Here is a 24,816-nt window from a genome sequence, read left to right as displayed (position 1 = left end):
TTCTCGTCCGTTCAGGCCGGGCTGGTGGTCATCCGGTTCTCGACAGCCTGACGATAGAGCCTGCCCGCCCGGTAGGACGAACGCACGAGCGGACCGCTCATCACGCCCGCGTAGCCGATCTCGGTCGCCTCCTGGCTGAGCTCGACGAACTCCTCCGGCTTGACCCAGCGGTCGACCGGGTGGTGCCGCGGGCTGGGCCGCAGGTACTGGGTGATCGTGATGATCTCGCAGCCCGCGTCGTGCAGCTGGCGGAGCGCGTCCGACACCTCCTCGCGGGTCTCGCCCATGCCGAGGATCAGGTTCGACTTGGTGACCAGCCCCGCCTCGCGGGACCAGCGCAGCACCTCGAGGCTCCGCTCGAACCGGAAGCCGGGCCGGATCCGCTTGAAGATCCGCGGCACGGTCTCGACGTTGTGCGCGAACACCTCGGGCGCCGCCCCGAACAGCTGGTCGAGCAGCTCGCGGTGCCCGGTGAAGTCGGGGGCGAGCATCTCGACGCCGACGCCCGGGTTGAGCCGGTGGATCTCGCGGATCGTCTCCGCGTACAGCCAGGCGCCCTCGTCGGGCAGGTCGTCCCGGCAGACCCCGGTCACGGTCGCGTAGCGCAGACCCATCTTCTGCACCGACTCGGCCACCCGCAGCGGCTCACCCGCGTCGAAGTCGGCCGGCTTGCCGGTGTCGATCTGGCAGAAGTCGCAGCGTCGGGTGCACTGGTCGCCACCGATCAGGAAGGTGGCCTCGCGGTCCTCCCAGCACTCGAAGATGTTGGGACACCCTGCCTCCTGGCAGACGGTGTGCAGGTCCTCGGCCTTGACCAGCTTCTGCAGGTCGCGGTACTCCGGTCCCATCTTGGCGGTCGTCTTGATCCAGGACGGCTTCTTCTCGATCGGGACCTGGGAGTTGCGCACCTCGAGCCGGAGCATCTTGCGTCCTTCAGGGGCAACGGTCACCGGTCCACACTACTCGGGCAGCGCACAGGTTCCCCCGGCCGCTCACCCGACGTCGCGGCGCCGGAACACCAGCAGGCTGACCGCCAGCACCGCCGCGAGCAGGACCAGGCTGTAGACCAGCCCGTGCTCGAAGGTGAGCACCGCCGTCCGGGACTCGCTGCCCTCACCGAAACCCGTGCCGTCGATCACCTGATAGCTGTAGTCGTGCTCGAGCACGGCCTGGAAGTTGGCCTGCGGCGTCCACGGCACCACCTTCTCGGCGTGCTTGCTGAAGGCCAGGACACCGGAGCTCACCGAGGTGGCGATCGCGTAACCGAGGGCGATGCCCACCGCCGCGACGGTGTGCTTGGTGAGCAGCGCGGCGCAGAACCCGAGCAGACCGGCCATCGCGATCAGCCCGACGCTGCGGCCCGCCAGCGCGCTCACGTCCCCGAGCCCGGTCAGCGGCAGGTCGTAGCCCCGGGCCAGCAGCGCCGGACCGGCGACCGCCGCGGCCGACAGCACCGCGCTGACCACCGCGGTGGCCAGCGCCACCGCCAGGGCCTTGGCCGCGAACACCCGGCCGCGGCGCGGGACGTAGGTCAGCCAGTTGCCGATCGCCCCGGAGGCGTACTCCGCGCCGATCGAGGACGCCCCGATCAGGAAGGCCAGCAGGGCACCGAGCAGGGTGGAGATCTGGACGCTCGACCGGGCCGCGTCGGCGAACGACTGCTGCCCGTAGGCGAAGTCGGACAGCTGCGGTTCGGGGACGTTGGCGCAGTAGTCGTCGGGGTCGTCCGGGCCGCTGCTCGGTTCCGCGGAGGCGTCGCCGGCCGGGGTGGTCTCGGCCGCCCCGGGGGAGCCCGGACCGCACTGCTGCTCCCACTCGCGGTGGGTCTGCTCGTAGGCCTCGCGCTGGCTGGCCACCTGTTCGGCGGTCGGCGGACGCAGGGTCGAGTTGGTCGCAGTCTGGAAGGCGACGACGATCAGCAGCGCGGCCAGCGCGAACACCCAGAACGAGCGTCGGGCGCGGAGCCGGTCCAGCTCGGCCCCGACCAGCCGGATCACCGCGGACCCCCGGCGTGCGGGTCGACGCCGTGCCGCGGCTGGTCCCCCGGCGGCGGAGGGTGCCCGGTCCCGCCGGTCCCACGCCCGGCGTGGTGCTGGGCACTGGGACCGGTGTGGGCGGTCAGCCCGAGGAAGACCGACTCGAGGTCGGCGCGCTGCGGGCTGAGCTCGCTGAGGTAGAGGCCGTGCCCGGCCAGCGTCCGGGTGATCTCGGACGGGTCGAGCGGACGGTCGGGCCGGCTGACCAGCAACGCCCGGTCCGGCTGCGGACGGACCACGAAGCCGGCGTCGCGGAGCAGCCCGGCGGCGCGTTCGCCCTGCTGCACCCAGACCCGGGCGGTCGGGCCGGTGGCTCCGGCCCCGGCGAGCAGCGAGGCGACGGTGCCCTCGGCGAGCAGCGCGCCGTTGCCGATGATCGAGACCGTGTCGGCCACCTGCTGCACCTCGGCCAGGATGTGCGAGCTGACCAGCACAGTCTTGCCGCGGTCGGCCAACCCGCGCATGGTCTCCCTGATCTCGTGGATACCCGCCGGATCGAGCCCGTTGGTCGGCTCGTCGAAGATCAGCAGGTCGGGGTCCTTGAGCAGCGTGCCGGCCACGGCCAGCCGCTGCTTCATGCCCAGCGAGTAGCCGCGGAACCGGTCACGGCCGCGGTCGCCGAGCCCGACCTCGTCCAGCACGGCGTCCACCCGGGCCCGCGGGACGCCGATCGCGGAGGCGAGCAGCTGGAGGTTCTTCCGCCCGGTGAAGGTCGGGAAGAACCGCGGCTGCTCGACGATGGCACCGACCCGGTCGATCACCCGCGGCAGCTCGCGGGGCACCTCGGCGTCGAAGATCCGCATCCGGCCGCTGTCGGCGCGCACCAGCCCGAGCAGCATCCGGATCGTGGTGGTCTTGCCCGCGCCGTTCGGTCCCAGGAACCCGTGCACCCCGCCCTGCGGGACGGCGAGGTCGAGGCGGTCCACGGCGGTCCGGAGGCGTCCGCGTCGTCGGTAGGTCTTGTGCAGGCCACGGATCTCGACCGCGGCGGTGCTGCTCATCGCCGGGTGCCGGGCGGGGCCGGAGCCGGCGGGTGGGCCGTCGTCATCGCCGCAGCGTAGGGGGTGGCGCCCGGAGCTGGGTGGTTCCTGAGGGGCGTGCCGCGAAGGTGACCGGACCGTGACCGGTCGGGCCGGCCGGCAGGGCGGGCCGGGCCCGGCCGAGGTCAGCCGATGGGGGAGAGCCCGTAGCTGACCCGGCGCTCCCGGCCGGGCTCGGGTCGCGGCGCCCCGACGTCGGGGGACTGCTCGTACGGCGCGAAGGCGAGCAGCTCGGTCAGCCGCGGCCGCAGGACCGCGGCCACCCCGGCCACGGTCAGGTCGTCCCGGTCGAGCTCGGCGGCCAGCGAGGTCACGCCGGCGTCGGCGATCCCGCACGGGACGATCGCGCCGTAGGCCGCCATGTCGGGGTCGACATTGACCGACAGCCCGTGCATGGTCACGTCCGAGGCCACCCGGATGCCGATGGCGGCGATCTTGCGCTCGGGGCCCCGGCCGTCGGCGCCCAGCCACACCCCGGACCGGCCGGGGATCCGGCCGGTGCGCAGACCCAGGTCGGCGAAGGCGCGGATCATCGCCTCCTCGAGCCGGCGGACGTAGTCGACGACCTTGACCGCCTCGGTCAGCCGGACGATCGGGTAGCAGACCAGCTGTCCCGGCCCGTGCCAGGTGATCTTGCCGCCGCGGTCGACGTCGATCACCGGCGTGCTGCCGCCGACCGGACGCTCGTGCGGCTCGGTGCGCTTGCCCGCGGTGTAGACGGCGGCGTGCTCGAGCTCGAGCACGGTGTCCGGGAGCTCCCCGGCGACCACCCGGGCGTGCACCTGCCGCTGCAGCTCCCACGCCTCGGTGTAGTCCACCAGGGTGCGGCCGAGGCCGAGGTCACGGAACTCCAGGGTCATGACCCCAGCCTAGGCGCGGTCAGTGACCGGGCGACCCGGACCTCAGGGCGTGCGCGATCGCGCTGCGCACGTTGGGTCCGTGGAACCGGAAGCCGGCGTCGAGCGCGGCCTGCGGCACCACGTTGACGTCGCCGAGCAGCTGCTGGGACAGCTCGCCGAGCGCACGGCGCAGCACCGGTCCGGGTGCGCCGAGCAGGGCCGGCCGGTGCAGCGCGTGGCCGAGGGCCTTGGTGAACTCGGCGTTGGTGCAGGGCTCGGGGATGGTGAGGTTGTACGGACCCGGAGCCGGACGGGTCTTGACCATCCAGATCACCATCCGCAGCCAGTCGTGCAGGCTGATCAGCGCCATCCGCTGCTGCCCGTCGCCGAGCTTGGCGCCGAGGCCCATCGAGAACGGCAGCCGGAGCACCTTGAGCAGACCGCCGGACCGGTCGAGCACCGGGGCGGTGCGCAGGAAGATCACTTGCGCCCCGGCGTCGATCGCCGGCTGCGCGGCCGCCTCCCAGGCGACCACCACCTTGGCCAGGAAGTCGTCGGCGGGCGGGGCCGACTCGTCCTTGGGGACGTCGGTGGACTGCTCGCCGTAGAAGCCGGTCGCGCTGGCCTGGATCCACAGCGGCGAACGACCCGCCTCGCGCTGCTGCCGGGCGACCTCGCGGGCCAGCACGCTGGTCGGGCCGATCCGCGAGCTCTTGATCAGCTGCTTGCGCGCGGCGGTCCACGGCCGGTCGGCCACGCCGACCCCGGCCAGGTCGATGAGCACGTCGATGCCGTCGAGGGCTCGCTGGTTGATCTCCCCGCCGTCGGGGTCCCAGAAGAACTCACGCGGCGTCGACGGGTTCCGCCGGACCAGCCGGCTGACCTCGTGCCCGTCCTCGGCCAGCCGCAGCCGGAGCGCGGTGCCCAGGAAGCCCGACGCCCCGGCCAGCAGGAACCTCATCGACGCGTCGCCCGGCCGGTGCCCGCCGCGCGGATCACAGACCGAACTCCGAGCCGAAGTCGCCCTCCTCGAGCCGGGCCTTGACCGCCGACAGGAAGCGTGCCGCGTCGGCGCCGTCGACGATCCGGTGGTCGTAGGACATCGACAGGTACATCATGTCGCGGACCGCGATCACCTCACCGAGGCGTGCGTCCTTGATCACCATCGGCCGCTTGACCAGCGCACCGGTGCCGAGGATCGCCACCTGCGGCTGGTTGATGATCGGCGTGTCCATCAGGGTGCCGGCGGAGCCGTAGTTGGTGATCGTGAACGTGCCGCCGCTCAGCTCGTCCGGCCCGACCTTGTTGGACCGGGTCCGGGCGGCCAGGTCGCCGATCTTCTTGGCCAGTCCGGCGATGTTGAGGTCGCCGGCGTCCTTGATCACCGGCACCAGCAGGCCGCGCTCGGTGTCCACCGCGATGCCCACGTGCTCGGCATCGGGGTAGGTGATCGTCTCGTCGTCGACCGTGGCGTTGACCTTGGGGTAGACCTTGAGCGCCTCGACCACGGCCTTGGTGATGAACGGCAGGTAGGACAGGCTGGCGCCCTCGCGGGCCTTGAAGTCGTCCTTGACCCGGGACCGGATCTGCGAGATCGCGGTCAGGTCGACCTCGACGGTCGCGGTCAGCTGGGCCGACACCTGGAGCGACTCGACCATCCGCCGGGCGATCGTCTTGCGCAGCCGCGACATCTTCTCGGTGGTGCCGCGCAGCGAGCTCGGCTCGAGCGCGGGACGCGACGGCGCCGACGGTGCGGACGCGGCGGGCTGGGCCGCCGGCTGCGGGGCCGGCGCGCTGGCGGCCTGCTTCTTCGCCTCGGCCGCGGCGAGGACGTCCTGCTTGCGGATCCGGCCCCCGACGCCGGTGCCCTCGACCGTGGACAGGTCGACGTCGTTCTCGGCGGCCAGCTTGCGGACCAGCGGGGTGACGTACGCGTCGCTGCCGCCCGAGCCGCTGCTCCGCGGGGCGACCGCGGGCGCCGGCTGGGCGTTCTCGCTCTGGCTCTGCGGCTGGCTCTGCGGTTCCGGCTTCGGCTCGGGCTTCGGCTCGGGCTTCGGCTCGGGCTCGGCCTTCGCTTCCGGCTCGGGGGTCGCGGCCTGCGGTTCGGGCTCCGGCTCGGGCTCGGGCTCGCTCTGGGGGGCCGGCTCGTCCGAGCCACCGCTGCCTGCGGCACCGTCGCCGACCACGGCCAGCACGGCGCCGACGTCGACGGTCTCGTCCTCCTTCACCCGGATCTCCAGCACCGTGCCGGCGACCGGCGACGGGATCTCGGTGTCCACCTTGTCGGTCGAGACCTCGAGCAGCGCCTCGTCCACCTCGACCGTGTCGCCGACCGACTTGAGCCACCGGCTGACTGTGCCCTCGGTGACGCTCTCGCCGAGCTCGGGGAGCTTGACCTCGGTGCCCGCGCCGCCGCCGGAGCCGCTGCCGCCGGAGGCCTGACGGCCCTCGTCGGCGGCGGACGTCTGCTGCTCGGCGGTCTCCTCGGCGCTGTCGGCCTGCTGGGTCTGGTCGGAGCCGGTCGCGGAGTCGTCGGCCGAGGCGGTCCCGCCGTCGCCCTCGTCCGCGGAGGCGCCATCGGATCCGGAGTCGCTGCTCTGCTCGTCGGCGTCGCCGATCACTGCGAGCACCGCGCCCACCTCGACCGTCTCGTCCTCGTCGGCCCGGAGCTCCAGCACGGTGCCCGCGACCGGGGACGGGATCTCGGTGTCGACCTTGTCGGTCGAGACCTCGAGCAGGGCCTCGTCGGCCGCCACGGTGTCGCCGACCGCCTTCAGCCAGCGGCTGATCGTGCCTTCGGTGACGCTTTCGCCCAGAGCGGGAAGGGTGACCTCAGTGGACATGGTTCGTTCCGACTCCTCGGTGTCAGTGCTGCCAGCGCGACGCTCGCAGACCGGTTGGGGCGCCGGATCGGCCCTGGGGCGAATCGGCAGTGGTCCGCGAAGTCCCGCTCAGCCTAGTGGTCGGCCGCGGGGGCTGCGCCGCACCCGTCCCGGACGGGTCAGCCGTGGGCGTGCAGCGGCTTGCCGGCCAGCGCCAGGTGGGCCTCGCCGAGCGCCTCGGACTGGGTCGGGTGCGGGTGCAGCAGGTCGGCCACCTCGCCGGGCAGCGCGGCCCAGTCGACGATCAGCTGGCCCTCCGAGATCAGCTCGCCGACCCGGTCGCCGACCAGGTGCACGCCGACCACCGGTCCGTCGGGCAGCGCGACCAGCTTGACGAAGCCCTGGGTCCGCAGGATCTGGGACTTCCCGTTGCCGGCCAGGTCGTAGGTGAGGGTGCGGACGTCGCCGTGCCGCTCGCGCGCCTCGGCCTCGGAGAGCCCGACCGAGGCGACCTCCGGGCTGCTGTAGGTGACCCGCGGGACGCTCTCGTCGCGGACCGGGTTGGGCGCGGGCAGGTCGCGGCCGGCGGCACGGGCGACCTCCTCGGCCACGAAGATCCCGTGCGCGAAACCGCGGTGGGCCAGCTGGGGGCCGAACACGAGGTCGCCGACGGCCCACACGCCGGCCACCCCGGTGGCCAGCCGCTCGTCGGTCTCCACGTAGCCGCGGTTGAGCGCCACCCCGGCCTCGGCGTAGCCGAGCCCGTCGCTCACCGGGCCGCGTCCGACCGCGACCAGCAGCAGCTCGGCCTCGACGCTCTGACCCGACTCGAGGGTCAGCCGGACGCCGTCGGCGGTGCGTTCGAGCCCGGCCATCGCCGACCCGGTGCGGACGTCGATCCCGCGCTTGCGGTAGGCGCGCTCGATGGCCGCGGAGCTGGCCGGGTCCTCGGCGGGGAGCAGCCGGGGCAGCGCCTCGACCACGGTCACCTCGACCCCGAGCGAGCGCCAGGCCGAGGCGAACTCGACCCCGATCACCCCGCCGCCGAGCACCAGCGCCGAGCCGGGCAGCCGCTCGAGCCGGAGCGCCTGGTCGCTGGTCAGCACCCGGTCGTCGAGCTCGAGGCCCGGGACCAGCCGCGGCTGCGACCCCGTGGCCAGCACCACGGCGGACGCCCGCAGCTCCCGGCCGTCGACGCGGACCCCGGGGCGGCCGTCGGCCTCGGGGGCGAGTAGCTCGCCGGAGCCCTCGACGACGGTGACCCGGCGCGACCGAACCAGTCCGGTCAGGCCCTTGTGGAGCCGGCTGACCACCCCGTCCGCATAGCGACGCAACGCCGGCACGTCGACGCCGGTCAGCGCGGCGCCGATGCCGAACCGTTCGGACTCGCGGACGGTGTCGGCCACCTCGGCGGCGTGCAGCCAGGCCTTGGTGGGGATGCAGCCGCGGTGCAGGCAGGTCCCCCCGACCTTGTCCTTCTCGACCAGGGTCACCGCCAGCCCGAGCTCGGCCGCGCGAAGGGCGCAGGCGTACCCACCGCTGCCGCCGCCGAGGACGATCAGGTCGGGGTGGTCCGGGGTCTCGGCGGGCGAGCTGCTCATGACCCGACATCCTTCCAGGCGGGCCGCAGCCGCTCCCCGGTCAGGCGACCGGGGGCTGCTCCTCCTCATCGGTCCGTGCCACTCCGGACGAGCCGCTCAGTCCCGGCTCAGGTTGCCCGGCCCGGCCATACTGAACCCATGGGGTGGTTGCGACGCGGTGCGGCCCGACTCGGCCGGCGCACCCGGGTCGCGCGCGAGAACCTGGCGGTCGACGACACGATCGTCCGGCACCTGACCGACTTCATCGCCACCCACCGCGGGGTCGAAGCCTTCGTCGAACCGCAGACCGCCGTCACCCAGACCACGATGCTGCTGGTCGCCTGGGACGGCGAGTGGACCCGGCGCAAGGTGCCGTCGCCGGCCTGGGCCCATGCCTTCGCCGAGCACATGCACCTGCCGCACTACGACGCCGCGGTGGTCGGCTATCCGCAGCGGATGCGCGACTACAACTCGCGTCGGCTCCGCGGCGGGAACTGAGCCCCACGGGCCCGAAGCGCGCCGGTCCCGTCAGCCCCTGCCCCGATCCCGCCGAACGTCTTGATCTGCGGAATGGTTGTGACGCGCACCCATCCGGTCGCCGACCGGCCGCGAATCCAGGGTGCAAAGAGCTTCACCTCTGGGTGGGTGATGACACGGGACCGTGGGAAACGTCGTCTCGTGTGTGGCCGTGCCGGCCCCCGCGGCAGGCTCCGGAGCATCTCCGGAAGCCGACGCAGGGCGTCCGGCACGGCCTTTGCGTTCTCCCCGCGACCTCGTCGGCCGGCTCCTTGAATCAGTCCCCCGACGCAGGTGCGACGCCGGCTCAGCCGGCCAGGTCGCGGGCCAGCGCCACCAGCGTCCGGACTCCGACCCCGGTCCCGCCCGAGGCCACGTAGCCGTACGGCTCGCCGCCCCGGAACGCGGTTCCCGCGATGTCCAGGTGGGCCCAGCCGGCCCCGGCCGGGACGAACTCGCGCAGGAACGCCGCGGCGACCGAGGCACCGGCCGGACGGTCGGGTGCCGTCGAGCGCAGGTCGGCGACCTTCGAGTCGAGCCGTCGGCGGGTCTCCTCGAGGATCGGCAGCCGCCAGAAGCTCTCGCCCGCGGCCTCGGCTGCGGCCAGCAGCCGGGACGCGCTGGCGTCGTCGTCGGCGAACAGCCCGCTGGTCCGTTCACCGAGCGCGGTGATCGCGGCACCGGTCAGGGTGGCGACGTCGACGACCAGGTCGGGGGCGTCCTCGGCCGAGCGGGCCAGCGCGTCGGCCATCACCAGCCGCCCCTCGGCGTCGGAGTTGCCGTTCTCGACGGTCGTCCCGCCGTAGATGGTCAGCACGTCCGACGGCCGGAACGCGGTCGCGGACGGGAGGTTCTCGGCCATCGTGGCGTAGCAGGTGACGTTGACCTTGAGCCCGAGGTCGGCGACCGCCCTGGTCGCGGCCACCGTCGCGGCCGCACCCGACATGTCGGTCTTCATCGTGTACATGTTGTCGGCCGGCTTGAGGTTGAGCCCGCCGGCGTCGAAGGTGATGCCCTTGCCGACCAGCACCAGGTGCCGCTTGGCGACACGCGGCCGGTAGCTCAGCCGGACCAGTCGCGGCGGACGGGCCGACCCCCCACCGACGGCCAGCAGCCCGCCGTACCCGCCGCGCGCCAGCTCGTCCTCGTCGAGCACCTCGACGTCGATCTTCGCGCCGGTCAGGTAGCTCCGGGCGGCCTCGGCGAACGAGTCCGGGTAGAGCAGGTTCGCCGGGGTGTTCACCCAAGCCCGCGCCTGCAGCACCGCCGCGGCGACCAGCTGTGCGTCCTGGACAGCCGTGGCGAGCTCCGGGTCCCGCGGAGCGACCACGGTGAGCCGGGCGGGACCCGGCTTCGGGTCGCGGGCGGTGACGCCGGGATAGCGGTACTGCCCGAGCAGCGCACCCTCGGTCACCGCGGCGACCTCCGCCGGGGTGCTCGCCCCGAGCGCGAGCGCCACCGACGGCGATCCGTGGTGGTCGGCGACCGCGGCGCGGACGGCCACGCCGGCCGCCTGCCGGAGCGCCTCGGGATCACCGGCTGGGCCGAGGGCGACGGCGAGCAGCAGCGGTCCGTCCCCGGCCGCGCCGTCGGCCGGCGGGAGCGTGCGGGTGGTCAGCGGCGTGTCGTCCAGCCCGAGCTTGGCGGCCAGCGCCGCGACGCCGAGCCCGTGGGTCTTGCGGTAGGTGCGGTTCAGGGCGTCGGAACCGCCGACCAGCGCCTGACCGCGCACGCCGACCACGAGGACGTCGGTGTGGCGGGCGGGGGAGCGGGAGAGATCGACCGGGGGCAGGTCGACCGTGGTCGGCACCGCGGTGCCGACGGCGTCAGGATGAGGCATTGGGTCAGGTTAGTTCCCGGTCGGATGGCCCCGACCTGTGGCCGGAACCGCGGGTGGCCGGGAGCACGGCGGGGACGCGGGCAGAATGGCCCCGCCCGCAGTCCGCCGGGCCCGGCCCGCCGGAGACCACCACCGCGAGGAGCGCACCCCGATGAGCGACGAGCAGTCGACCGGTCCGGCCGGGACGGCCACCCTGCAACGGTCCCCGCTGCACGACCGGCACGTCGCCCTCGGCGCCAAGTTCGCCGCCTTCGGCGGCTGGTCGATGCCGCTGGAGTACGCGGGCGCCGGGGTGCTCGCCGAGCACACCGCCGTCCGCACCGCGGTCGGGATCTTCGACGTCAGCCACCTGGGCAAGATCGACGTCCGCGGCCCCGGGGCCGCCGAGGCGGTCAACGCCGTGCTCACCGCCGACCTCGGCAGGATCGCGCCCGGTCAGGCGCAGTACACGCTGCTCTGCACCCCCGACGGCGGGGTGGTCGACGACATGATCGCCTACCTCCGCTCGCCCGACGACGTCTTCCTGGTGCCGAACGCCGCCAACGGCGCGACCGTCGCCGCCGTCCTCGCCGAGGCCGTCGGGGACGGGGTCCGGGTCACCGACCGGCACCACGACTTCGCGGTGCTCGCGGTGCAGGGCACGCTCTCCGACGAGGTGCTCCGCACCGCCGGGCTGCCGGTCGGACACCCCTACCTGAGCTTCGTCGAGACCGAGCTGGCCGGCGTCCCGGTGATCGTCTGCCGCACCGGGTACACCGGCGAGCGCGGCTACGAGCTGGTGGCGCCGAGCGACCGCAGCCACGAGGTCTGGGACGCACTGGTCGCTGCCGGCGAGCCGTACGGGCTCCAGCCGGCCGGGCTCGCCGCCCGCGACACCCTGCGGACCGAGATGGGCTATCCGCTCTGCGGTCAGGACATCGGGCCCGACATCACCCCGGTGCAGGCGCGGCTCGGCTGGGCGGTCGGCTGGGCCAAGCCCGCCTTCCGCGGGCACGAGGCGCTCCGCCGGGAGAAGGAGCAGGGCCCGCAGCGGACGCTCCGCGCGCTCCGGGCCGTCCGCCGCGGCATCCCGCGGCCGGGGATGACCGTCCGTCGGGTCGCCGAGGCGACGGCGACCGAGGACACGTCCGCGCCCGACGTCCCGGCCGAGCTCGGCCGGGTCACCTCGGGGACGTTCTCGCCGACCCTCAAGACCGGCATCGCGCTGGCCCTGGTCGACCCCGGCGTCAGGATCGGCGAGGTCGTCGCGGTGGACGTCCGGAGCCGGGCCGAGCAGTTCGAGGTGGTCAAGCCGCCGTTCGTCGCGGCCGGGGTGCGCGAACCGTGAGCGAGCCGCGTCCGACGGCGGCCCCGCGCCGGCTCGGCCGCACCGGGCGGCTGGTCGCGCACACCGTGCTGGTGCTGGCCGGCCTGTTCATCGTGCTCTACCCGTTCACCCTGGGCGCGGGGGTCGACGTCGACTGCTACGGGCGCCAGCTGCAACCCGGGCAGAACTGCGCCAAGGCGGACGGGACGCCGGGCCAGACCTACGAGGAACGGGTCGGCAACGCCCGCGCGGCACGTCCGGTGATCGTGGTGGTCGGCGTGCTGGTCACCGGGTTCGGGGCGGCGCTGATGGTCGGGGACGCGCGCCGCCGTCGTCCCTCGAGCACGGCCTGAGGGCCGGACCCGGAGCGCTCAGGCGAACCGGGTCGGACCGTCGCGCTCCCAGCCCTCGTCCAGGCCGGCCAGCTCGCGGTCGAGCATCGGTGGCAGCGCGTCCCGGGCGAACCAGCCGGCCTCGAGGGCCTCGCCGTCGCCGGGTCGCGGGTCGCCGGACAGGTGGGTCGCGTGGAACACCAGCGTGAGGTACTGCACCTGGTCGCCGTTCGGGTAGGTGGTCACCGGGTCGGCGTGCACCGCCGCGAGCCGGTCGACGCGCACCTCGACACACGCCTCCTCGGCCAGTTCGCGGGCGAGGGCTGCGCCGGGTTGTTCGCCGGGTTCGAGGATCCCGGCCGGGAGCGACCAGCGGCCGTCGTCGGCCCGCCGGACCAGCAGCACCCGCTGCCCGGCGTCGTGGACCACCCCGACGACCCCGGTCAGCATCAGCGGCCGGTGGCCCCAGACCTCGCGGAGCGCCAGCACGAACGGGGGAGTCGGCACGTCCGCAGGCTACGCAGCACCGGGGCCGGACCGGTCGCCGGCCGGCTCAGAGCGGGGCGATCCGCTCGGCCAGGTGGGCGAACCAGACGTCGTGGTCCTCGACCGCGCCGTGCAGGTGGCCGAACAGCTCGAGGTCGAGCGCCCCGAGCAGTGAACCCCAGGCCTGCACCCCGCGGACGAGCAGGTCGTCGCTGATCCGGCCCGCGGTCGCCTCGCGCAGCCCGCGCATCGACGCCCGCACCGCACGGGGCACCGGTCGGGGCTCGGGCACGCGGTCGGCCGCCTCGGCCTCGGCCAGCAGGTCGAGCAGCACCTGGACCACCCGGGTCGCCGGGGCCACGGTGTCGCGCGGGGCGGTGTAGCCCGGGATCGGGGAGCCGTAGACCAGGGCGTAGTCGAAGGGGTGCTCGCGGGCCCAGTCGCGCAGTCGGTGCGCGAGCGCGATCCAGCGGGCGTGCAGGTCGGGCCGCCGCCGCGCCGCCGCGTCGGTCCGCTCGAGCTCGTCGGCGATCTCGGTGTAGATCACGACCACCAGCGCGGTGAGCAGCTCGTCGCGGCTCGGGAAGTAGCGGTAGACGGCCGAGGACACCATCCCCAGCTCGCGGGCCACCGCCCGGAGCGAGAGCTCGGACGGGCCGACCTCCGAGAGCTGTCGGCGGCCGGCGGCGACGATCGCGCGGGTGATCTCCTCGCGGGCGATGTCGCGTGCGGTGCGGTGGATCGAGCCGTCGGTCACGGCCGCAGTCTGCCAGCGATTGAGATCAGAGACAACAAACGAGATCAGTGCTCTTGCATTGGCCGTCCAGGTCTGCCATGCTCGTTTTCGAGAGCGGTGCTCTCGAAACAGAACAGGAGACACAGATGAGCAAGCACGTGATCGTCGGATCGGGTCCGGTCGGCCGGCACACGGCCCGGCTGCTGGTGCAGGCGGGCCACGAGGTGGTCCTGGTCAGCCGGAGCGGTCGGGGGCCGGAGATCGCCGGGGCCAGGCGGGTGGCGGTGGACGCCGCCGACCGGGCGGCGCTCGGCTCGGTGACGGCGGGGGCGGCGGCGCTGTACAACTGCGCCAACCCGCCGCACTACGGCAACTGGGAGCAGGTCTGGCCGGCGCTGTCGGCCGGTCTGCTCGGGGCCGCCGAGCAGACCGGGGCCACCCTGGTGACCACCTCCAGCCTGTACGGCTACGGCCCGGTCGACGTGCCGATGACCGAGGCGCTGCCCGACGTGGCCACGGAGAAGAACGGCCGGATCCGGGCGGAGATGTGGGCGACGGCGAAGGCGGCCCACGAGGCCGGACGCGCTCGGGTGGTCGAGGTGCGGGCCTCCGACTACGCCGGCGCCGGGCTCGCCGACAACAGCCACCTCTACCGCAACGTCCCGGCTGCGCTCGCGGGCCGGCGGGCGATGGTGGTGGGCGATCCCGACCTGCCGCACAGCTGGACCGACGTGCTCGACGTCGCCCGGACGCTGGTGGCGGTGGCCGAGCGTCCGGAGACCTGGGGGCGGGTCTGGCTCGCCCCGACCAACGCCCCGCGCACCCACCGGCAGGCGCTGGCCGATGTGCTGGCCGCCGGCGGTCACCCGATGGTGCCGATGAGCGGCTACCCGAAGCCGGTGCTCGCCGCGCTCGCCCTGGCCAACGCCGACATGCGCCAGCTCCGCGCGATGCGCTACGTCTTCACCCGGCCCTACGTGGTGGACAGCACCGCCGCCGAGACCGAGCTCGGTCTCGCGCCCACGCCCTGGGACGAGGTCTGCCGCCGCACCCTGTTCGAGCCCGCGCAGCCCACCGGCCGCGAGTGAGGTCCGGGCAACCGCCGAGCTCCACGCCCATCGACAGGCTCAGGGCACGGGGTGGGCGGGGCTCAGGGCACGGGGCGAGGTCAGGTGATCTCGGGTTCGAGGGGCATCGGGCCGTACACCTTGCGGTCCGCCTCGAAGAGGCTGACCGCGCGGACGCCGGCGTCCATCAGACCGGGGTAGAACTCGCCGAGCCAGCTCTCGGCCTCGCCCTGGCTGGGGAACTGCTGGTCGAGGCCCAACCCGGCGAGGTCGACCGAGCCGTCGTCGGGCTCGGCCGACCAGGTCCAGGACATCTCAGACCAGCCGGGTCTTCGGCGAGGTGTCGGCGGTGAGACCGGCGTCGCTCACCACCGCGTCGCCGAGCGCCTCGTCGATGGCGGCCAGGGACTCGGCCGACAGCTTCTTACCGGCAGCGGCCGCGTTGTCGGTCACCTGCTCCGGACGCGAGCCACCGGTGATCGCCGTCGCGACGTTGTCGTTCTGCAGCGTCCAGGCGACGGCGAGCTGGGCCATCGACAGGCCCTCGCCGTCGGCGATCGGCGCCAGCGCCTGCACCCGGGTGAGCACGTCGTCGGTCAGCAGCCGCTTGATGAAGTCGGCGCCGCCGCTCGGGTCGGTGGCCCGTGACCCCGCCGGCAGCTCGGCACCCGGCTTGTACTTGCCGGTCAGCACACCCTGGGCGATCGGGGAGAACACCACCTGGCTGATCCCGAGCTCGCGGCTGGTCGGCACCACCTCGGCCTCGATCACCCGGTAGAGCATCGAGTACTGCGGCTGGTTGGAGACCAGCGGCACCTTGAGCTCCACCGCCAGCTCGTGCGCGGCGCGCAGCTGGTCGGTCGTCCACTCGCTCACCCCGATGTAGAGCGCCTTGCCCTGGCGCACCACGTCGGCGAACGCCTGCATGGTCTCCTCGAGCGGGGTCTCGTAGTCGTAGCGGTGGGCCTGGTAGAGGTCGACGTAGTCGGTCTGCAAGCGGCGCAGCGAGCCGTTGATCGACTCGAGGATGTGCTTGCGCGACAGCCCGGTGTCGTTGTGACCCTTCGGGCCGGTCGGGAAGTAGACCTTGGTGAAGATCTCCAGGCTCTCCCGGCGCTCGCCCTGCAGAGCGTCGCCGAGGATCGTCTCGGCCTTGGTGTTGGCGTAGACGTCGGCGGTGTCGAAGGTGGTGATGCCGGCGTCCAGCGCCGCCCGGACGCAGGCCTGGGCCGCGTCCGCCTCGACCTGGGAGCCGTGGGTCACCCAGTTGCCGTAGGAGATCTCCGAGACCTTGAGACCGCTGTTGCCGAGATAGCGAAATTCCATGCCGTCAGCCTGTCACGCAGGTCCGACGGCCCGGCTTCCGGGGCGAGCCCCGAAAACCTGGCTCAGAAGCTCTCGCCGCGCTTGATCCGCGGTGGCGGGATCCGGAACCGCCGGATCTGGATGGCGCGGTTCGCGCCGTAGAACAGCAGTCCGCGGGTCGGGGAGTTCGGCAGCCGCTCGGCCAGCAGCTTGCGGAAGCGTCGCCACATGAAGAACAGGTCGACGATCACCGCCAGGATGAACAGGTAGAGCACCGCCGTGGCGATGGTCGAGACCTGCGGGATCACCGAGTACAGGAAGGTGCAGGCCAGGATCACCACCATCCCCGGCAGCAGGAACTCGCCGAAGTTGCGCCGGGAGTCGATGTAGTCGCGCATCAACGCCTTCTCCGGCGTGTTGTCGCGCTCCTGCATCGCCTTCATCCGCTGGGAGCGGGCCTGGCGGCTCGCCTCGGCGCGGGCTTCCTTCTTGGTGTAGGTCTTCGTCACCCGTTCCCGGCGGGCCGCCTCGGCCTGCTTGCGGGTCGGGGTGGGGGCGTCCTTGCGCTGCCGGCCGCCTCGGGCGGCGCCGACCTCCTCCACCAGGGGCGGCGGCTCGGTCTCGACCGGCGCCTCGTCCTTGCGGCGAAAGAGTGCCACGACTGTCTCTCCTGTACCTGTGCTGCGGGATCCGCGGTCGCTCCCGACCCGTGGGCAGGGGCGGAGCCGACCGACCCCGGATTGTCTCAGGGGTTCAACCCAATTGCGAACCTACTCGTTCCGCCCGCTCCCGGCCGGTCCCTGCCACGGCATACAGTTGAGGCTCGACCGGACGAAGCGGGGCCACGTGCCCGGCGCCATGGGTCTCACGGAAGGACCGCGCGCAACCGATGAGTGGAATCTTTCAACGGATGTCCATGATCTTCAGGGCCAAGACGGACAAGGCCCTGGACAAGCTGGAGGATCCGCGACAGACCCTCGACTACTCCTACCAGCGCCAGCTGGAGCTGCTGCAGAAGGTCCGCCGGGGCGTGGCCGACGTGGCCACCAGCCGGAAGCGGGTGGAGCTCCAGGCGACCGGGCTCAACACCCAGATCGACAAGCTCAACGCGCAGGCCAAGAAGGCCCTCGAGGTCGGCCGTGAGGACCTGGCCCGCGAGGCGCTGACCCGCAAGTCCGGCCTCCAGCAGCAGCTGTCGGACCTGCAGACCCAGCACGCGCAGCTCCAGGGCGAGGAGGAGAAGCTCACCCGGGCCAGCCAGCGGCTGCAGGCCAAGGTGGACGCCTTCCGGACCCGCAAGGAGACCATCAAGGCCACCTACTCGGCGGCCGAGGCGCAGACCCGGATCAACGAGGCCTTCTCCGGCATCGGCGAGGAGATGGGCGACGTCGGCCTGGCCATCCAGCGGGCCGAGGACAAGACGGCCCAGATGCAGGCCCGCGCCGGCGCGCTCGACGAGCTGATGGCCAGCGGTGCGCTCGACGACCCGACCGGTCAGACCAAGGACGACATCACCCGCGAGCTCGAGTCGCTCGCCTCGACCTCCGACGTCGAGAACGAGCTGGCCAGCATGAAGGCCAACCTCAGCATCGAGAGCGGCTCGTCCCCGGCGCAGGCTCCGGCGCTCGAGCAGGGTTCCGCCTCGCAGGGCCAGCCGGCGGCCGCCCCGCAGGCGACCCCGGTCGCGCAGCCGAATCAGAGCCGGCAGGAGCAGTTCTGATGATCGTCCGCATCCTCAACGAAGGTCAGTTCGAGCTCGGCGACTCGGCGGTCAACCAGCTGAACACCGTCGACGACGCCATCGAGTGGGCGGTCAACGCCGGCAACCAGGAGGAGCTGACCAAGGCGCTGCACTCGCTGCACGAGCAGGTCCGCGCCGCCGGTGTGCCGGTGCCCGACGACCAGCTGGTCGACTCCGACCTCATCCTCCCGGCGGCCGACGCGACGCTGGCCGAGGTGGCCGAGCTGCTCGGGGAGTCGCAGGACGGGCTCATCCCCGGCTGAGCCGGTCGCTCTGAGCGGTCGTTGACCCGGGGTCGGGCCCCGGACAGGACACACGAGAGCTCCCGGACGCCTGCGGGCGTCCGGGAGCTCCGTCGTTCTCGTCGGTGTCAGCCCGGCAGGTCGAGCATCCGCTGCAGCGCGGCCCGCGCCTCGGCGGCGGTCTGGGGGTCGACCACGATCCGGTTCGGCACCCGCCCGGCCACCAGCTCCTCGAGCGCCCAGACCAGGTGCGGCAGGTCGATCCGGTTCATGGTGGCGCAGTAGCAGACCGTCTTCTCGAGGAACACGATCTGCTGCTCGGGGTGCTCCTTCGCCAAGCGCTGCACCAGGTTGAGCTCGGTGCCGACCGCCCAGGCGCTGCCGGCCGGTGCGTTCTCGATGGCGGAGATGATGAACTCGGTCGACCCGACCTGGTCGGCGGCGGTGACCACCTCGTGCTGACACTCCGGGTGCACGAGCACCTGGACCCCGGGGATCCGGGCGCGGACGTCGGCCACCGCCTCGGCGGTGAACCGGCCGTGCACGGAGCAGTGACCGCGCCAGAGCACCATCGTCGCCGCGGTGAGCTGCTCGGTGGTCAGCCCGCCGTCGGTCCGCCGGGGGTCCCAGACCACGCAGTCGTCGAGGTCGAGACCGAGCTGGAGGACGGCGGTGTTCCGGCCGAGGTGCTGGTCGGGCAGGAACAGCACCCGGCGGCCGCGGGCGTAGGCCCACTCGAGCACCCGCCGGGCGTTCGACGACGTGCAGACCACCCCGCCGTGCCGGCCGCAGAACGCCTTGATGTCGGCCGAGGAGTTCATGTAGGTGACCGGGATGGTGTCCTGGTCGAGCCCGGCGTCGACCAGGGCGTCCCAGGCGTCCTCGACCTGGGCCAGCCGGGCCATGTCGGCCATCGAGCAGCCCGCGGCGAGGTCGGGCAGCACCACCTGCTGCGCGTCGGTGGTGAGGATGTCGGCCGACTCGGCCATGAAGTGCACGCCGCAGAACACGATGTACTCCGCGTCGGGCCGGGCCGCGGCCTCGCGGGCCAGCTTGAAGCTGTCGCCGGTGACGTCGGCGAAGGCGATCACCTCGTCGCGCTGGTAGTGGTGACCGAGCACGAAGAGCCGGTCGCCGAGGGTCGCCTTGGCTGCCGCGGCCCGGCGGACCAGGTCCGGGTCGGAGGCCGGGGGCAGCGAGCCGGGGCAGTCGACCCCCCGCTCGGACTCCGGGTCGGAGCCGCGGCCGAGCACGAAGAGGGGCAACGACGGCGTCGCGGTGGTCATGTCCGGAGAGCGTACGGCGCCGGAGCGGTTGATCGCGCCCCGGAATCAGCGCCGGAGCGGCTTCCCGCCGCCATGGAGATGAAGATCACGGAGCAGCGCCACCTCCGCCCCGTGGTGGAGCACCTCGCGGTGGATGTGCAGCACCAGCGCGGCCATCGACTCGGTGTCGAAGCCGTCCTCGCGGCAGTTGGCGAGCAGCTCCTCGGTCGACAGCGCGCGGACCCCGGCGATCCAGGTGGCGTACCCGGCGTCGAGGGCCTCGAGCGCCGCGGCCGCCGTGCCGTCCCAGGCGTAATGGCCGTAGTCGATCGGCGGGCCGCCGAAGTAGCGGGCGTTGCGCTCGCCGAACACGCCGACGATCAGGTGCCCCAACCGCCAGGCGATCGTGGTCACCGGCGCCGGGTCCGGCGGAGGGACGGCCCAGTCGATGGTGAACCGGTCGCCCTCCGGTCGCACGTTCCAGGCACCGGGCACGGGCTCCCAGAAGTACTCGAGGTCGGTCAGCCCGTCCAGCCGTGGCCGCAGCTGCGTCTCCCAGTGCCAGGACAGCTGCTCGGCCAGCTGCCCGGACCAGTCGAAGCTCGCCGGGTCACGGGAGGTGAGGAGTCGGTCAGCGGCCATGGCGGCAGTGTGCCGACCGGGTCCGACAGTTCTGCCGGATCTACGGGTCGCGGTCGTCGCGCCGGCTCACCAGCGCCAGCTGCGCGCCACCCGCGCGGCCAGGGCCGCCAGGTCGGCGGCCCCCGGCGCGCGGAAGTCGGCGACCGGGTCGGCCTCGAACACCGGGTAGGCCGCCTCGACGCCCATCGTCCGCATCTCCCGCCGACCGACCATGACCTCGCCGGCGAGGACGACGCACGGGGCGAGCGCGTCGGCGGCCAGCCGGGCCACCTCGGCGACCACGCCGCCGCCGCGGGTGGCGAAGTCGTAGCGCGAGCACCCGGTCACCACCAGGTCGGCCCCGCGCATCCGCGACGCCAGGTCAGAGGCCCCGGCGCCCCAGCCCGGACCGGTGGTCAGTCGGCCCCCGAGCGCGAGCACCGCGGCGCCGACCCCGCCCGCTGCGCCCGCGCCGGGCCGGTCGTCCAGTCCGAGCAGCCCGGCCCAGCGCTGCAGCCGGGCGTCGAGGTCGAGCAGCAGCGCCGCGTCCTGACCGGCTTCGCGGCCCCGCGCGGCGGTGATGCCCCGGAGCCCGAGCAGGGATCGCCCGCACCCGGCCGCGTCGGTGACCGCGACCAGCGTCCGACCCGCGAGCCGGGCGCGGGCCGCGGACAGGTTCACCCGGGTCAGCCCGGCCAGCCCGGCCACCCCGGCGCGCAGGTCGACGTCGGCCGTCGCCCCGAGCTCCGCGAGCAGACCGGCGCCGCCGTCGTGGACGTCGGGACCGGCGAGGTCGATCACGACCTCGCTCGGCGGCTCCGAGTGGTCGGCGCGGTCGAGGCACTCCCGCAGCGCCCGACCCAGCGCGGCGCTCGAGCCGTGCTCGGGGATCGGGGCGGCAGGTGCCACCGGGACGGCCCGGGAACCGAGGACCAACCGGTCGGCGGTCCGCACCACCAGGTGGTCGTCGACCGTCCGGCGCTCGCCGCCGAGCAGGTCGCCGGCCGCCTGGGCGAAGCCCGCGCCCGACTCCCCAAGCGGGACGACCACCTCGCGGGGCAGCGGCCAGCCGTCCGCGATCGCCCGCCCCGCGTCCGCCGCGGAGAGCGGGCCGACGGAGTCCGGGGCGACGACGACACGCACCGACTCATCCTGCCCGGCCCTCACCGGCCCGCAGCGAGGCGGTCGTCGGTGATCGCTCGGCGCAGGCCGGGCAGCCGGCGGTCAGCGCAGCGGCGGGTTCGCGTTCGCGATCAGCTCGCGGGCCATCTGCGGGAACCAGTCGCCGGCGGCCGGGTCGGCGTAGCCGCGGGCCGGATCGTCCGGTCCTGCCGTCCCGCGGTAGCACTGGCCGTCCGAGTCGCCGGGCACCTTGATCCACAGGTCGGCGTCGATGTACGGGTCGTCGACCGCGGTGGTCGGGCGGGCGCCGAGCCCTCGCCCCGGCGGGTTGCACCAGTTCTGGGGGTCGGGGTAGAGCCCGGCCGGCGCCTGCCAGGCACCCTGGCCGTTGCGGCTGGTGTCGACCACCGCGTGCGCCTGGTGGGCCGGGTCGCGGGTCACCCCGGTGTCCGCGAACGCCTGGTCGTAGGCCGCGGTGGTGAGTGGCCAGGTGCTCAGGTCGTCCGGGTTCGCCGGGTAGTACTGCCCGGGGCACGAGGCGTACGGGTAGTTCGAGTGCCCGGTCAGCTGGAGGCAGTCCGAGACCCATGAGGCGTAGTAGGCGTTCCGGGCGTCGTCGTAGTAGTTGGACACGTTGAGGGCGAAGCCGTCGGCCCGGTCGACGCCGGCGCGGCGGAGCCGCTGGGCGATGTCGCCCGGGCTGAGCCAGCCGGGGTTGGTGGCGTCCAGGTAGACCCGGGTGCGGGGGAGGGCGGTCAGCGCGTCGACCGCGGCGCCGATCTGGGCGAACCGGTCGGCCGCGGCGGTGGCCCGGTCGGCGTCGGCGGGTTGGCAGCTGCCCAGCTGACCGTTGACGTCGGTGTACCAGGGGATGGTGCCGAGCCCGTCGGGCTCGACCACCACGATCGCCCGGTGTCCGCCGATCCCGCGGGCCAGGGCCTGCACCCAGGCGACGTACTCGGCGGTGGTGGACGCCCCGCCGGCCGAGTAGAGCGAGCAGTCGCGGCCGGGCACGTTGTAGACGACGATCACCGGGGTCGCGTGGGCCCGCTGCGCGCGCCGGACCAGGGCGCGGGCGCGCTCGCGGGCCTCGGCGGGCGTCCCGCCGGTGAACCAGGAGGCGGTCGGGACGGCGGCGAGCCGGAGGGCGTCGCGACGCTGCTGCCCGCTGAGCTCGGCCGCGTGCTGGGCGGTCGTGCTCTCCGGGTCGGCGAACAGCCGCTCGGAGCGGGCGGGCGGGTGGCGGTGGTCGGCGGCCGCCGGGACCGACCCGGCGGCGGGGAGCACCCCGGTCGCGAGCGAGCCGATCGCGCAGAGCCCGACCAGCGACGGGATCAGCCGCGATCCGGCGAGACGGCGGGGCAGGCGCAGTGGCATGGCAGGCCCTTCGACGACGCTGACGTGGGGCGACGTCGGCCCGCCGACGTCGTGTCAACGTCCTACGCGCTCGGTGGTGAACCTGTCAACGCTTTGCCGTCGGCGGCGGCGCCGGCACCCGGACCTGCGCTGTGAGCCCTGTCTCGCCGGCGTCGGCCTGCTTGGCGGGTGTCGGTGCTCGTCCTAGACTCGAAACGAAGCACAGACCACCAGTGGTGCCGCGCGCACCGGATGCGGAGACGCGATATGACCGTGCAGGACCAGACGGTTCCCACCGTTCAGACCGACGGGGTCATCCTGACCGACGAGGCCGCGACCAAGGTCAAGGCGCTGCTCGACGGCGAGGGTCGCGACGACCTGTCGCTGCGGATCGCCGTGCAGCCCGGTGGTTGCTCCGGCCTGCGCTACCAGCTCTTCTTCGACGAGCGGAACCTCGACGGCGACATCGTCAAGGAGTACAGCGGCGTCCACGTGGTCACCGACCGGATGAGCGCGCCGTACCTGATGGGCGCCACCATCGACTTCGTCGACACCATCGAGAAGCAGGGCTTCACGATCGACAACCCGAACGCCACCGGCTCCTGCGCCTGCGGCGACAGCTTCCACTGATTGATTGGGTCTGCTCGCGCACGCCGCGCTGAGCGGACCGTTCTTCCTCCTCGTTTCGCGAACGGAAAAGCGTGTTCGCGAAACTCGTCGTGCAGAACGTTCCGGCGCGGCTCGGAGGACGCTCGCAGATCACCTGTGCACGTGCATCTCGACCGCGGGGCGGCTCACCGCCCCGCGGTCTCGTGCGTCCGGACTCAGTCGAGCCGGAGGATGGTCTCGTCGGTCTCCTCGCCGCGGGCGTTGGCGTAGGCGCGCTCGGTCCGGACCGGGCGGAACCCGCACTTGCCGAGCACCCGTAGCGAGGCGGCGTTGTCGGCGGCCGCGCGGGCGAACACCGGCCGTGTGGTGACGTGGGCCAGCAGCTGGGCGAGGGCCGCGGTGGCGATGCCCTGACCCCAGACCGCCTGGTCGACCCAGTAGGTCACCTCGGTCACCCCGTCGACCTCGAAGCTCGCCACGTGCCCGACCACCGCACCCTGCCAGAGCACCGTCCGCGCGGTCACCGCCTCGCTGGCCAGCACCGCCGCCCAGTGGTCGTCGAAGGCCTCGCGATCGTTCGGGTCCTCGGCGGTGAAGCCGGCCATGGTGACGGACTCGGGATCGCTGAAGATCCGGAAGAAGACGTCGAGGTCGCCGGGCACGACCGGCCGGATCGCGACGTCGGCGGGTGTGGGGGCGGAGCTCACGGCTCCAGTCTGCCGGTGGACGACCGGGGAGCCGGCGGGGGAGTGGACACCATCACCCGTTAAGGCGCGCCCAGCCGGTCCCGCAGCTCGGCCACCGTTCCCGGCAGCACGTCGAGGAAGGCCTCGACGTCGTCTGCGGTGGTGTCCCGGGTCAGTCCCAGCCGGACGTTGCCCGACGTCAGCGCCCCCATCGCCGCGAGCACGTGGCTGGGCACCTCCGACCGCGAGCTGCAGGCCGACCCGCTGCCCACCGCGAAGCCGGCCCGGTCGAGCTCGGTGGCCAGCGCCTCGCCGGTCACGTACAGCACCGAGAAGGTGAGCAGGTGGGGGAGCCGGTCGACCGGGTCGCCGACCAGTTCGACCAACGGGACGCGATCGGCGACCCCGGCACGGAGCCGGTCGACCAGCGCGGCGATTCGGGGCCCGGTCGTCGGCCGCTCGCGCTCGGTGGCGTCGAGCGCTGTCGTCGCCGCGACGATGCCGGGCAGGTCCGGCGTGCCCGGCCAGCGTCCGTCCTGGTAGTCGTCGACCGGGTGCGGCGGGCGCCACCGCGACCCGCGGGCCAGCACCAGGAACCCCACCGACGCCGGGCCGCCGACGGCGTCCGCGCCGCCGACCAGCGCCGACCAGCCGGTGAGCGCACGCAGGTCGACCCGGCCGAACGCGGCCGTCGCGTCGAGCACCACCGGGACGCCGGCCGCTACAGCCGCCTCGACGGCCGGCTCCACCGGCTGCCGGGTGCCGACCTCGTGGTTGCCGACCTGGAGGCAGGCCAGCGCGACCCCCGGGCCGGCCACCGCGGCCCGCCATTGGTCGAGGTCGAGCCGTCCGAGCGCGTCGACGCCCACCCGCCCCGCGGGGAGGTCGCCGTCGGCGGGGTCGGTGAACCCGCCCACCTCGTCGGCGGCGGCCAGCACGGCCGAGTGCTCGACCGTGGTCGTCACCACCGTCGTCCCGGCCCGGCGTCGGCCGAGCGCCAGCCCGGCCACCGCGGCCCGGCGGGCCTGGGCCGCCGAGCCGGTGAACACCACGTCCTCGGGCCGCGCACCGACGACGTCGGCGACCGCGGCCCGGCACCCGTCGAGCGCCATCGCCGCCTGCCGACCGGGGTGGTGCAGCGCCAGCGGGTCGCCCCAGCCGGCGCCGGCCGCAGCCACCCAGGCGTCCACCGCCTCGGGCCGGAGCGGCTCGCCCGCCGACCCGTCGAGGAAGACCCGACGACCCTCCTGCTGCGGTCCCTCGCGCACC

At 73.7% G+C, this 24,816-nt stretch carries 26 protein-coding genes; 7 read left to right on the top strand and 19 right to left on the bottom strand.

What is annotated here, in order from left to right:
- Positions 1-11: 11 nt before the first annotated feature.
- The 7 genes from lipA to lpdA form a co-directional block, all read right to left on the bottom strand.
- The gene (gene lipA, locus FHX74_RS10100) at positions 12-923 is read right to left on the bottom strand and encodes a lipoyl synthase (RefSeq protein WP_182560424.1); all 912 of its coding nucleotides are present in this window, start codon (positions 921-923) and stop codon (positions 12-14) included.
- 69 nt (positions 924-992) lie between these two features.
- Complete coding sequence (locus FHX74_RS10095; protein ID WP_182559999.1) at positions 993-1,997, bottom strand: ABC transporter permease subunit; 1,005 nt, start codon at positions 1,995-1,997, stop codon at positions 993-995.
- Positions 1,994-3,037: an ABC transporter ATP-binding protein gene (locus FHX74_RS10090; RefSeq protein WP_182559998.1), complete on the bottom strand. Its 1,044-nt coding sequence runs from the start codon at positions 3,035-3,037 to the stop codon at positions 1,994-1,996. Before FHX74_RS10090 ends, FHX74_RS10095 begins: the two co-directional genes overlap by 4 nt.
- 164 nt (positions 3,038-3,201) lie before the next feature.
- Entirely contained in the window at positions 3,202-3,936 is a 735-nt protein-coding gene (gene lipB / locus FHX74_RS10085) for a lipoyl(octanoyl) transferase LipB (protein WP_182559997.1), read from the bottom strand.
- 19 nt (positions 3,937-3,955) lie between these two features.
- On the bottom strand, positions 3,956-4,876 hold the full coding sequence (locus FHX74_RS10080) for a TIGR01777 family oxidoreductase (RefSeq protein WP_182559996.1): 921 nt from the start codon (positions 4,874-4,876) through the stop codon (positions 3,956-3,958).
- Between the two features lie 34 nt (positions 4,877-4,910).
- A complete protein-coding gene (gene sucB, locus FHX74_RS10075; RefSeq protein WP_182559995.1) occupies positions 4,911-6,758 on the bottom strand; it encodes a 2-oxoglutarate dehydrogenase, E2 component, dihydrolipoamide succinyltransferase in 1,848 nt (615 codons plus the stop codon).
- Positions 6,759-6,916: 158 nt separating this feature from the next.
- A complete protein-coding gene (gene lpdA / locus FHX74_RS10070) occupies positions 6,917-8,338 on the bottom strand; it encodes a dihydrolipoyl dehydrogenase (RefSeq protein WP_182559994.1) in 1,422 nt (473 codons plus the stop codon).
- A 138-nt stretch (positions 8,339-8,476) separates the two neighbouring features.
- Between lpdA and FHX74_RS10065 the strand changes: the two genes are divergently transcribed.
- The gene (locus tag FHX74_RS10065) at positions 8,477-8,815 is read left to right on the top strand and encodes a hypothetical protein (protein WP_220483754.1); all 339 of its coding nucleotides are present in this window, start codon (positions 8,477-8,479) and stop codon (positions 8,813-8,815) included.
- Positions 8,816-9,140: 325 nt separating this feature from the next.
- Here FHX74_RS10065 and FHX74_RS10060 read toward each other — a convergent pair whose 3' ends face one another.
- Positions 9,141-10,673 (bottom strand): leucyl aminopeptidase, encoded by a 1,533-nt coding sequence (locus tag FHX74_RS10060; RefSeq protein ID WP_182559993.1) that lies wholly within the window; start codon positions 10,671-10,673, stop codon positions 9,141-9,143.
- 151 nt (positions 10,674-10,824) lie between these two features.
- On the opposite strand from FHX74_RS10060, the gene gcvT reads away from it, so the two are divergent.
- Together gcvT and FHX74_RS10050 are read left to right on the top strand one after the other, a co-directional pair.
- The gene (gcvT, locus tag FHX74_RS10055) at positions 10,825-12,000 is read left to right on the top strand and encodes a glycine cleavage system aminomethyltransferase GcvT (protein WP_182560422.1); all 1,176 of its coding nucleotides are present in this window, start codon (positions 10,825-10,827) and stop codon (positions 11,998-12,000) included.
- Positions 11,997-12,332, top strand: a complete 336-nt coding sequence (locus FHX74_RS10050) for a hypothetical protein (RefSeq protein ID WP_182559992.1) — start codon at positions 11,997-11,999, stop codon at positions 12,330-12,332. Before gcvT ends, FHX74_RS10050 begins: the two co-directional genes overlap by 4 nt.
- A gap of 18 nt (positions 12,333-12,350) precedes the next feature.
- On the opposite strand, the gene FHX74_RS10045 is transcribed toward FHX74_RS10050, so the two are convergent.
- Both FHX74_RS10045 and FHX74_RS10040 read right to left on the bottom strand, forming a co-directional pair.
- The gene (locus FHX74_RS10045; protein ID WP_328823745.1) at positions 12,351-12,818 is read right to left on the bottom strand and encodes an NUDIX hydrolase; all 468 of its coding nucleotides are present in this window, start codon (positions 12,816-12,818) and stop codon (positions 12,351-12,353) included.
- Between the two features lie 46 nt (positions 12,819-12,864).
- Complete coding sequence (locus FHX74_RS10040; RefSeq protein ID WP_328823744.1) at positions 12,865-13,554, bottom strand: TetR/AcrR family transcriptional regulator; 690 nt, start codon at positions 13,552-13,554, stop codon at positions 12,865-12,867.
- A gap of 125 nt (positions 13,555-13,679) precedes the next feature.
- Between FHX74_RS10040 and FHX74_RS10035 the strand changes: the two genes are divergently transcribed.
- The gene (locus tag FHX74_RS10035; protein WP_182559991.1) at positions 13,680-14,621 is read left to right on the top strand and encodes an NAD-dependent epimerase/dehydratase family protein; all 942 of its coding nucleotides are present in this window, start codon (positions 13,680-13,682) and stop codon (positions 14,619-14,621) included.
- An 80-nt stretch (positions 14,622-14,701) separates the two neighbouring features.
- Here the strand turns inward: FHX74_RS10035 and FHX74_RS10030 are convergent, their stop codons facing one another.
- The 3 genes from FHX74_RS10030 to FHX74_RS10020 form a co-directional block, all read right to left on the bottom strand.
- Positions 14,702-14,914, bottom strand: coding sequence for a hypothetical protein (locus FHX74_RS10030; protein WP_182559990.1), 213 nt, complete (start codon positions 14,912-14,914; stop codon positions 14,702-14,704).
- A 1-nt stretch (position 14,915) separates the two neighbouring features.
- Positions 14,916-15,926 carry an aldo/keto reductase family protein gene (locus FHX74_RS10025; RefSeq protein WP_182559989.1) on the bottom strand — a complete coding sequence of 337 codons (1,011 nt, stop codon included), beginning with the start codon at positions 15,924-15,926 and terminating at the stop codon, positions 14,916-14,918.
- A 62-nt stretch (positions 15,927-15,988) separates the two neighbouring features.
- Positions 15,989-16,564 (bottom strand): DUF3043 domain-containing protein, encoded by a 576-nt coding sequence (locus FHX74_RS10020; protein ID WP_182559988.1) that lies wholly within the window; start codon positions 16,562-16,564, stop codon positions 15,989-15,991.
- A gap of 230 nt (positions 16,565-16,794) precedes the next feature.
- Between FHX74_RS10020 and FHX74_RS10015 the strand changes: the two genes are divergently transcribed.
- Together FHX74_RS10015 and pspAA are read left to right on the top strand one after the other, a co-directional pair.
- On the top strand, positions 16,795-17,625 hold the full coding sequence (locus FHX74_RS10015; RefSeq protein WP_182559987.1) for a PspA/IM30 family protein: 831 nt from the start codon (positions 16,795-16,797) through the stop codon (positions 17,623-17,625).
- Positions 17,625-17,909: a PspA-associated protein PspAA gene (gene pspAA, locus FHX74_RS10010; protein ID WP_182559986.1), complete on the top strand. Its 285-nt coding sequence runs from the start codon at positions 17,625-17,627 to the stop codon at positions 17,907-17,909. Before FHX74_RS10015 ends, pspAA begins: the two co-directional genes overlap by 1 nt.
- Positions 17,910-18,016: 107 nt before the next feature.
- On the opposite strand, the gene nadA is transcribed toward pspAA, so the two are convergent.
- From nadA to FHX74_RS09990, 4 genes are all read right to left on the bottom strand, one after another.
- Positions 18,017-19,174 (bottom strand): quinolinate synthase NadA, encoded by a 1,158-nt coding sequence (nadA, locus tag FHX74_RS10005; RefSeq protein WP_182559985.1) that lies wholly within the window; start codon positions 19,172-19,174, stop codon positions 18,017-18,019.
- Positions 19,175-19,219: 45 nt separating this feature from the next.
- On the bottom strand, positions 19,220-19,795 hold the full coding sequence (locus tag FHX74_RS10000; RefSeq protein ID WP_182559984.1) for a DinB family protein: 576 nt from the start codon (positions 19,793-19,795) through the stop codon (positions 19,220-19,222).
- A 66-nt stretch (positions 19,796-19,861) separates the two neighbouring features.
- Positions 19,862-20,917, bottom strand: coding sequence for a glycerate kinase (locus tag FHX74_RS09995; protein ID WP_182559983.1), 1,056 nt, complete (start codon positions 20,915-20,917; stop codon positions 19,862-19,864).
- Positions 20,918-20,998: 81 nt separating this feature from the next.
- A complete protein-coding gene (locus FHX74_RS09990) occupies positions 20,999-22,273 on the bottom strand; it encodes a glycoside hydrolase family 6 protein (RefSeq protein WP_182559982.1) in 1,275 nt (424 codons plus the stop codon).
- A 246-nt stretch (positions 22,274-22,519) separates the two neighbouring features.
- On the opposite strand from FHX74_RS09990, the gene FHX74_RS09985 reads away from it, so the two are divergent.
- Positions 22,520-22,882 (top strand): HesB/IscA family protein, encoded by a 363-nt coding sequence (locus FHX74_RS09985; protein WP_182559981.1) that lies wholly within the window; start codon positions 22,520-22,522, stop codon positions 22,880-22,882.
- Positions 22,883-23,076: 194 nt separating this feature from the next.
- Here the strand turns inward: FHX74_RS09985 and FHX74_RS20260 are convergent, their stop codons facing one another.
- Together FHX74_RS20260 and FHX74_RS09975 are read right to left on the bottom strand one after the other, a co-directional pair.
- Positions 23,077-23,568 carry a GNAT family N-acetyltransferase gene (locus FHX74_RS20260; protein WP_182559980.1) on the bottom strand — a complete coding sequence of 164 codons (492 nt, stop codon included), beginning with the start codon at positions 23,566-23,568 and terminating at the stop codon, positions 23,077-23,079.
- Positions 23,569-23,627: 59 nt separating this feature from the next.
- Complete coding sequence (locus tag FHX74_RS09975; RefSeq protein WP_182559979.1) at positions 23,628-24,815, bottom strand: cysteine desulfurase family protein; 1,188 nt, start codon at positions 24,813-24,815, stop codon at positions 23,628-23,630.
- Position 24,816 lies beyond the last annotated feature (1 nt).

Source organism: Microlunatus kandeliicorticis (genome assembly GCF_014137855.1).
GTDB classification, from domain to species: domain Bacteria; phylum Actinomycetota; class Actinomycetes; order Propionibacteriales; family Propionibacteriaceae; genus Microlunatus; species Microlunatus kandeliicorticis.
Note: the sequence above shows the minus strand (reverse complement) of the source record. Positions and strands in the feature narration are given on the sequence as shown.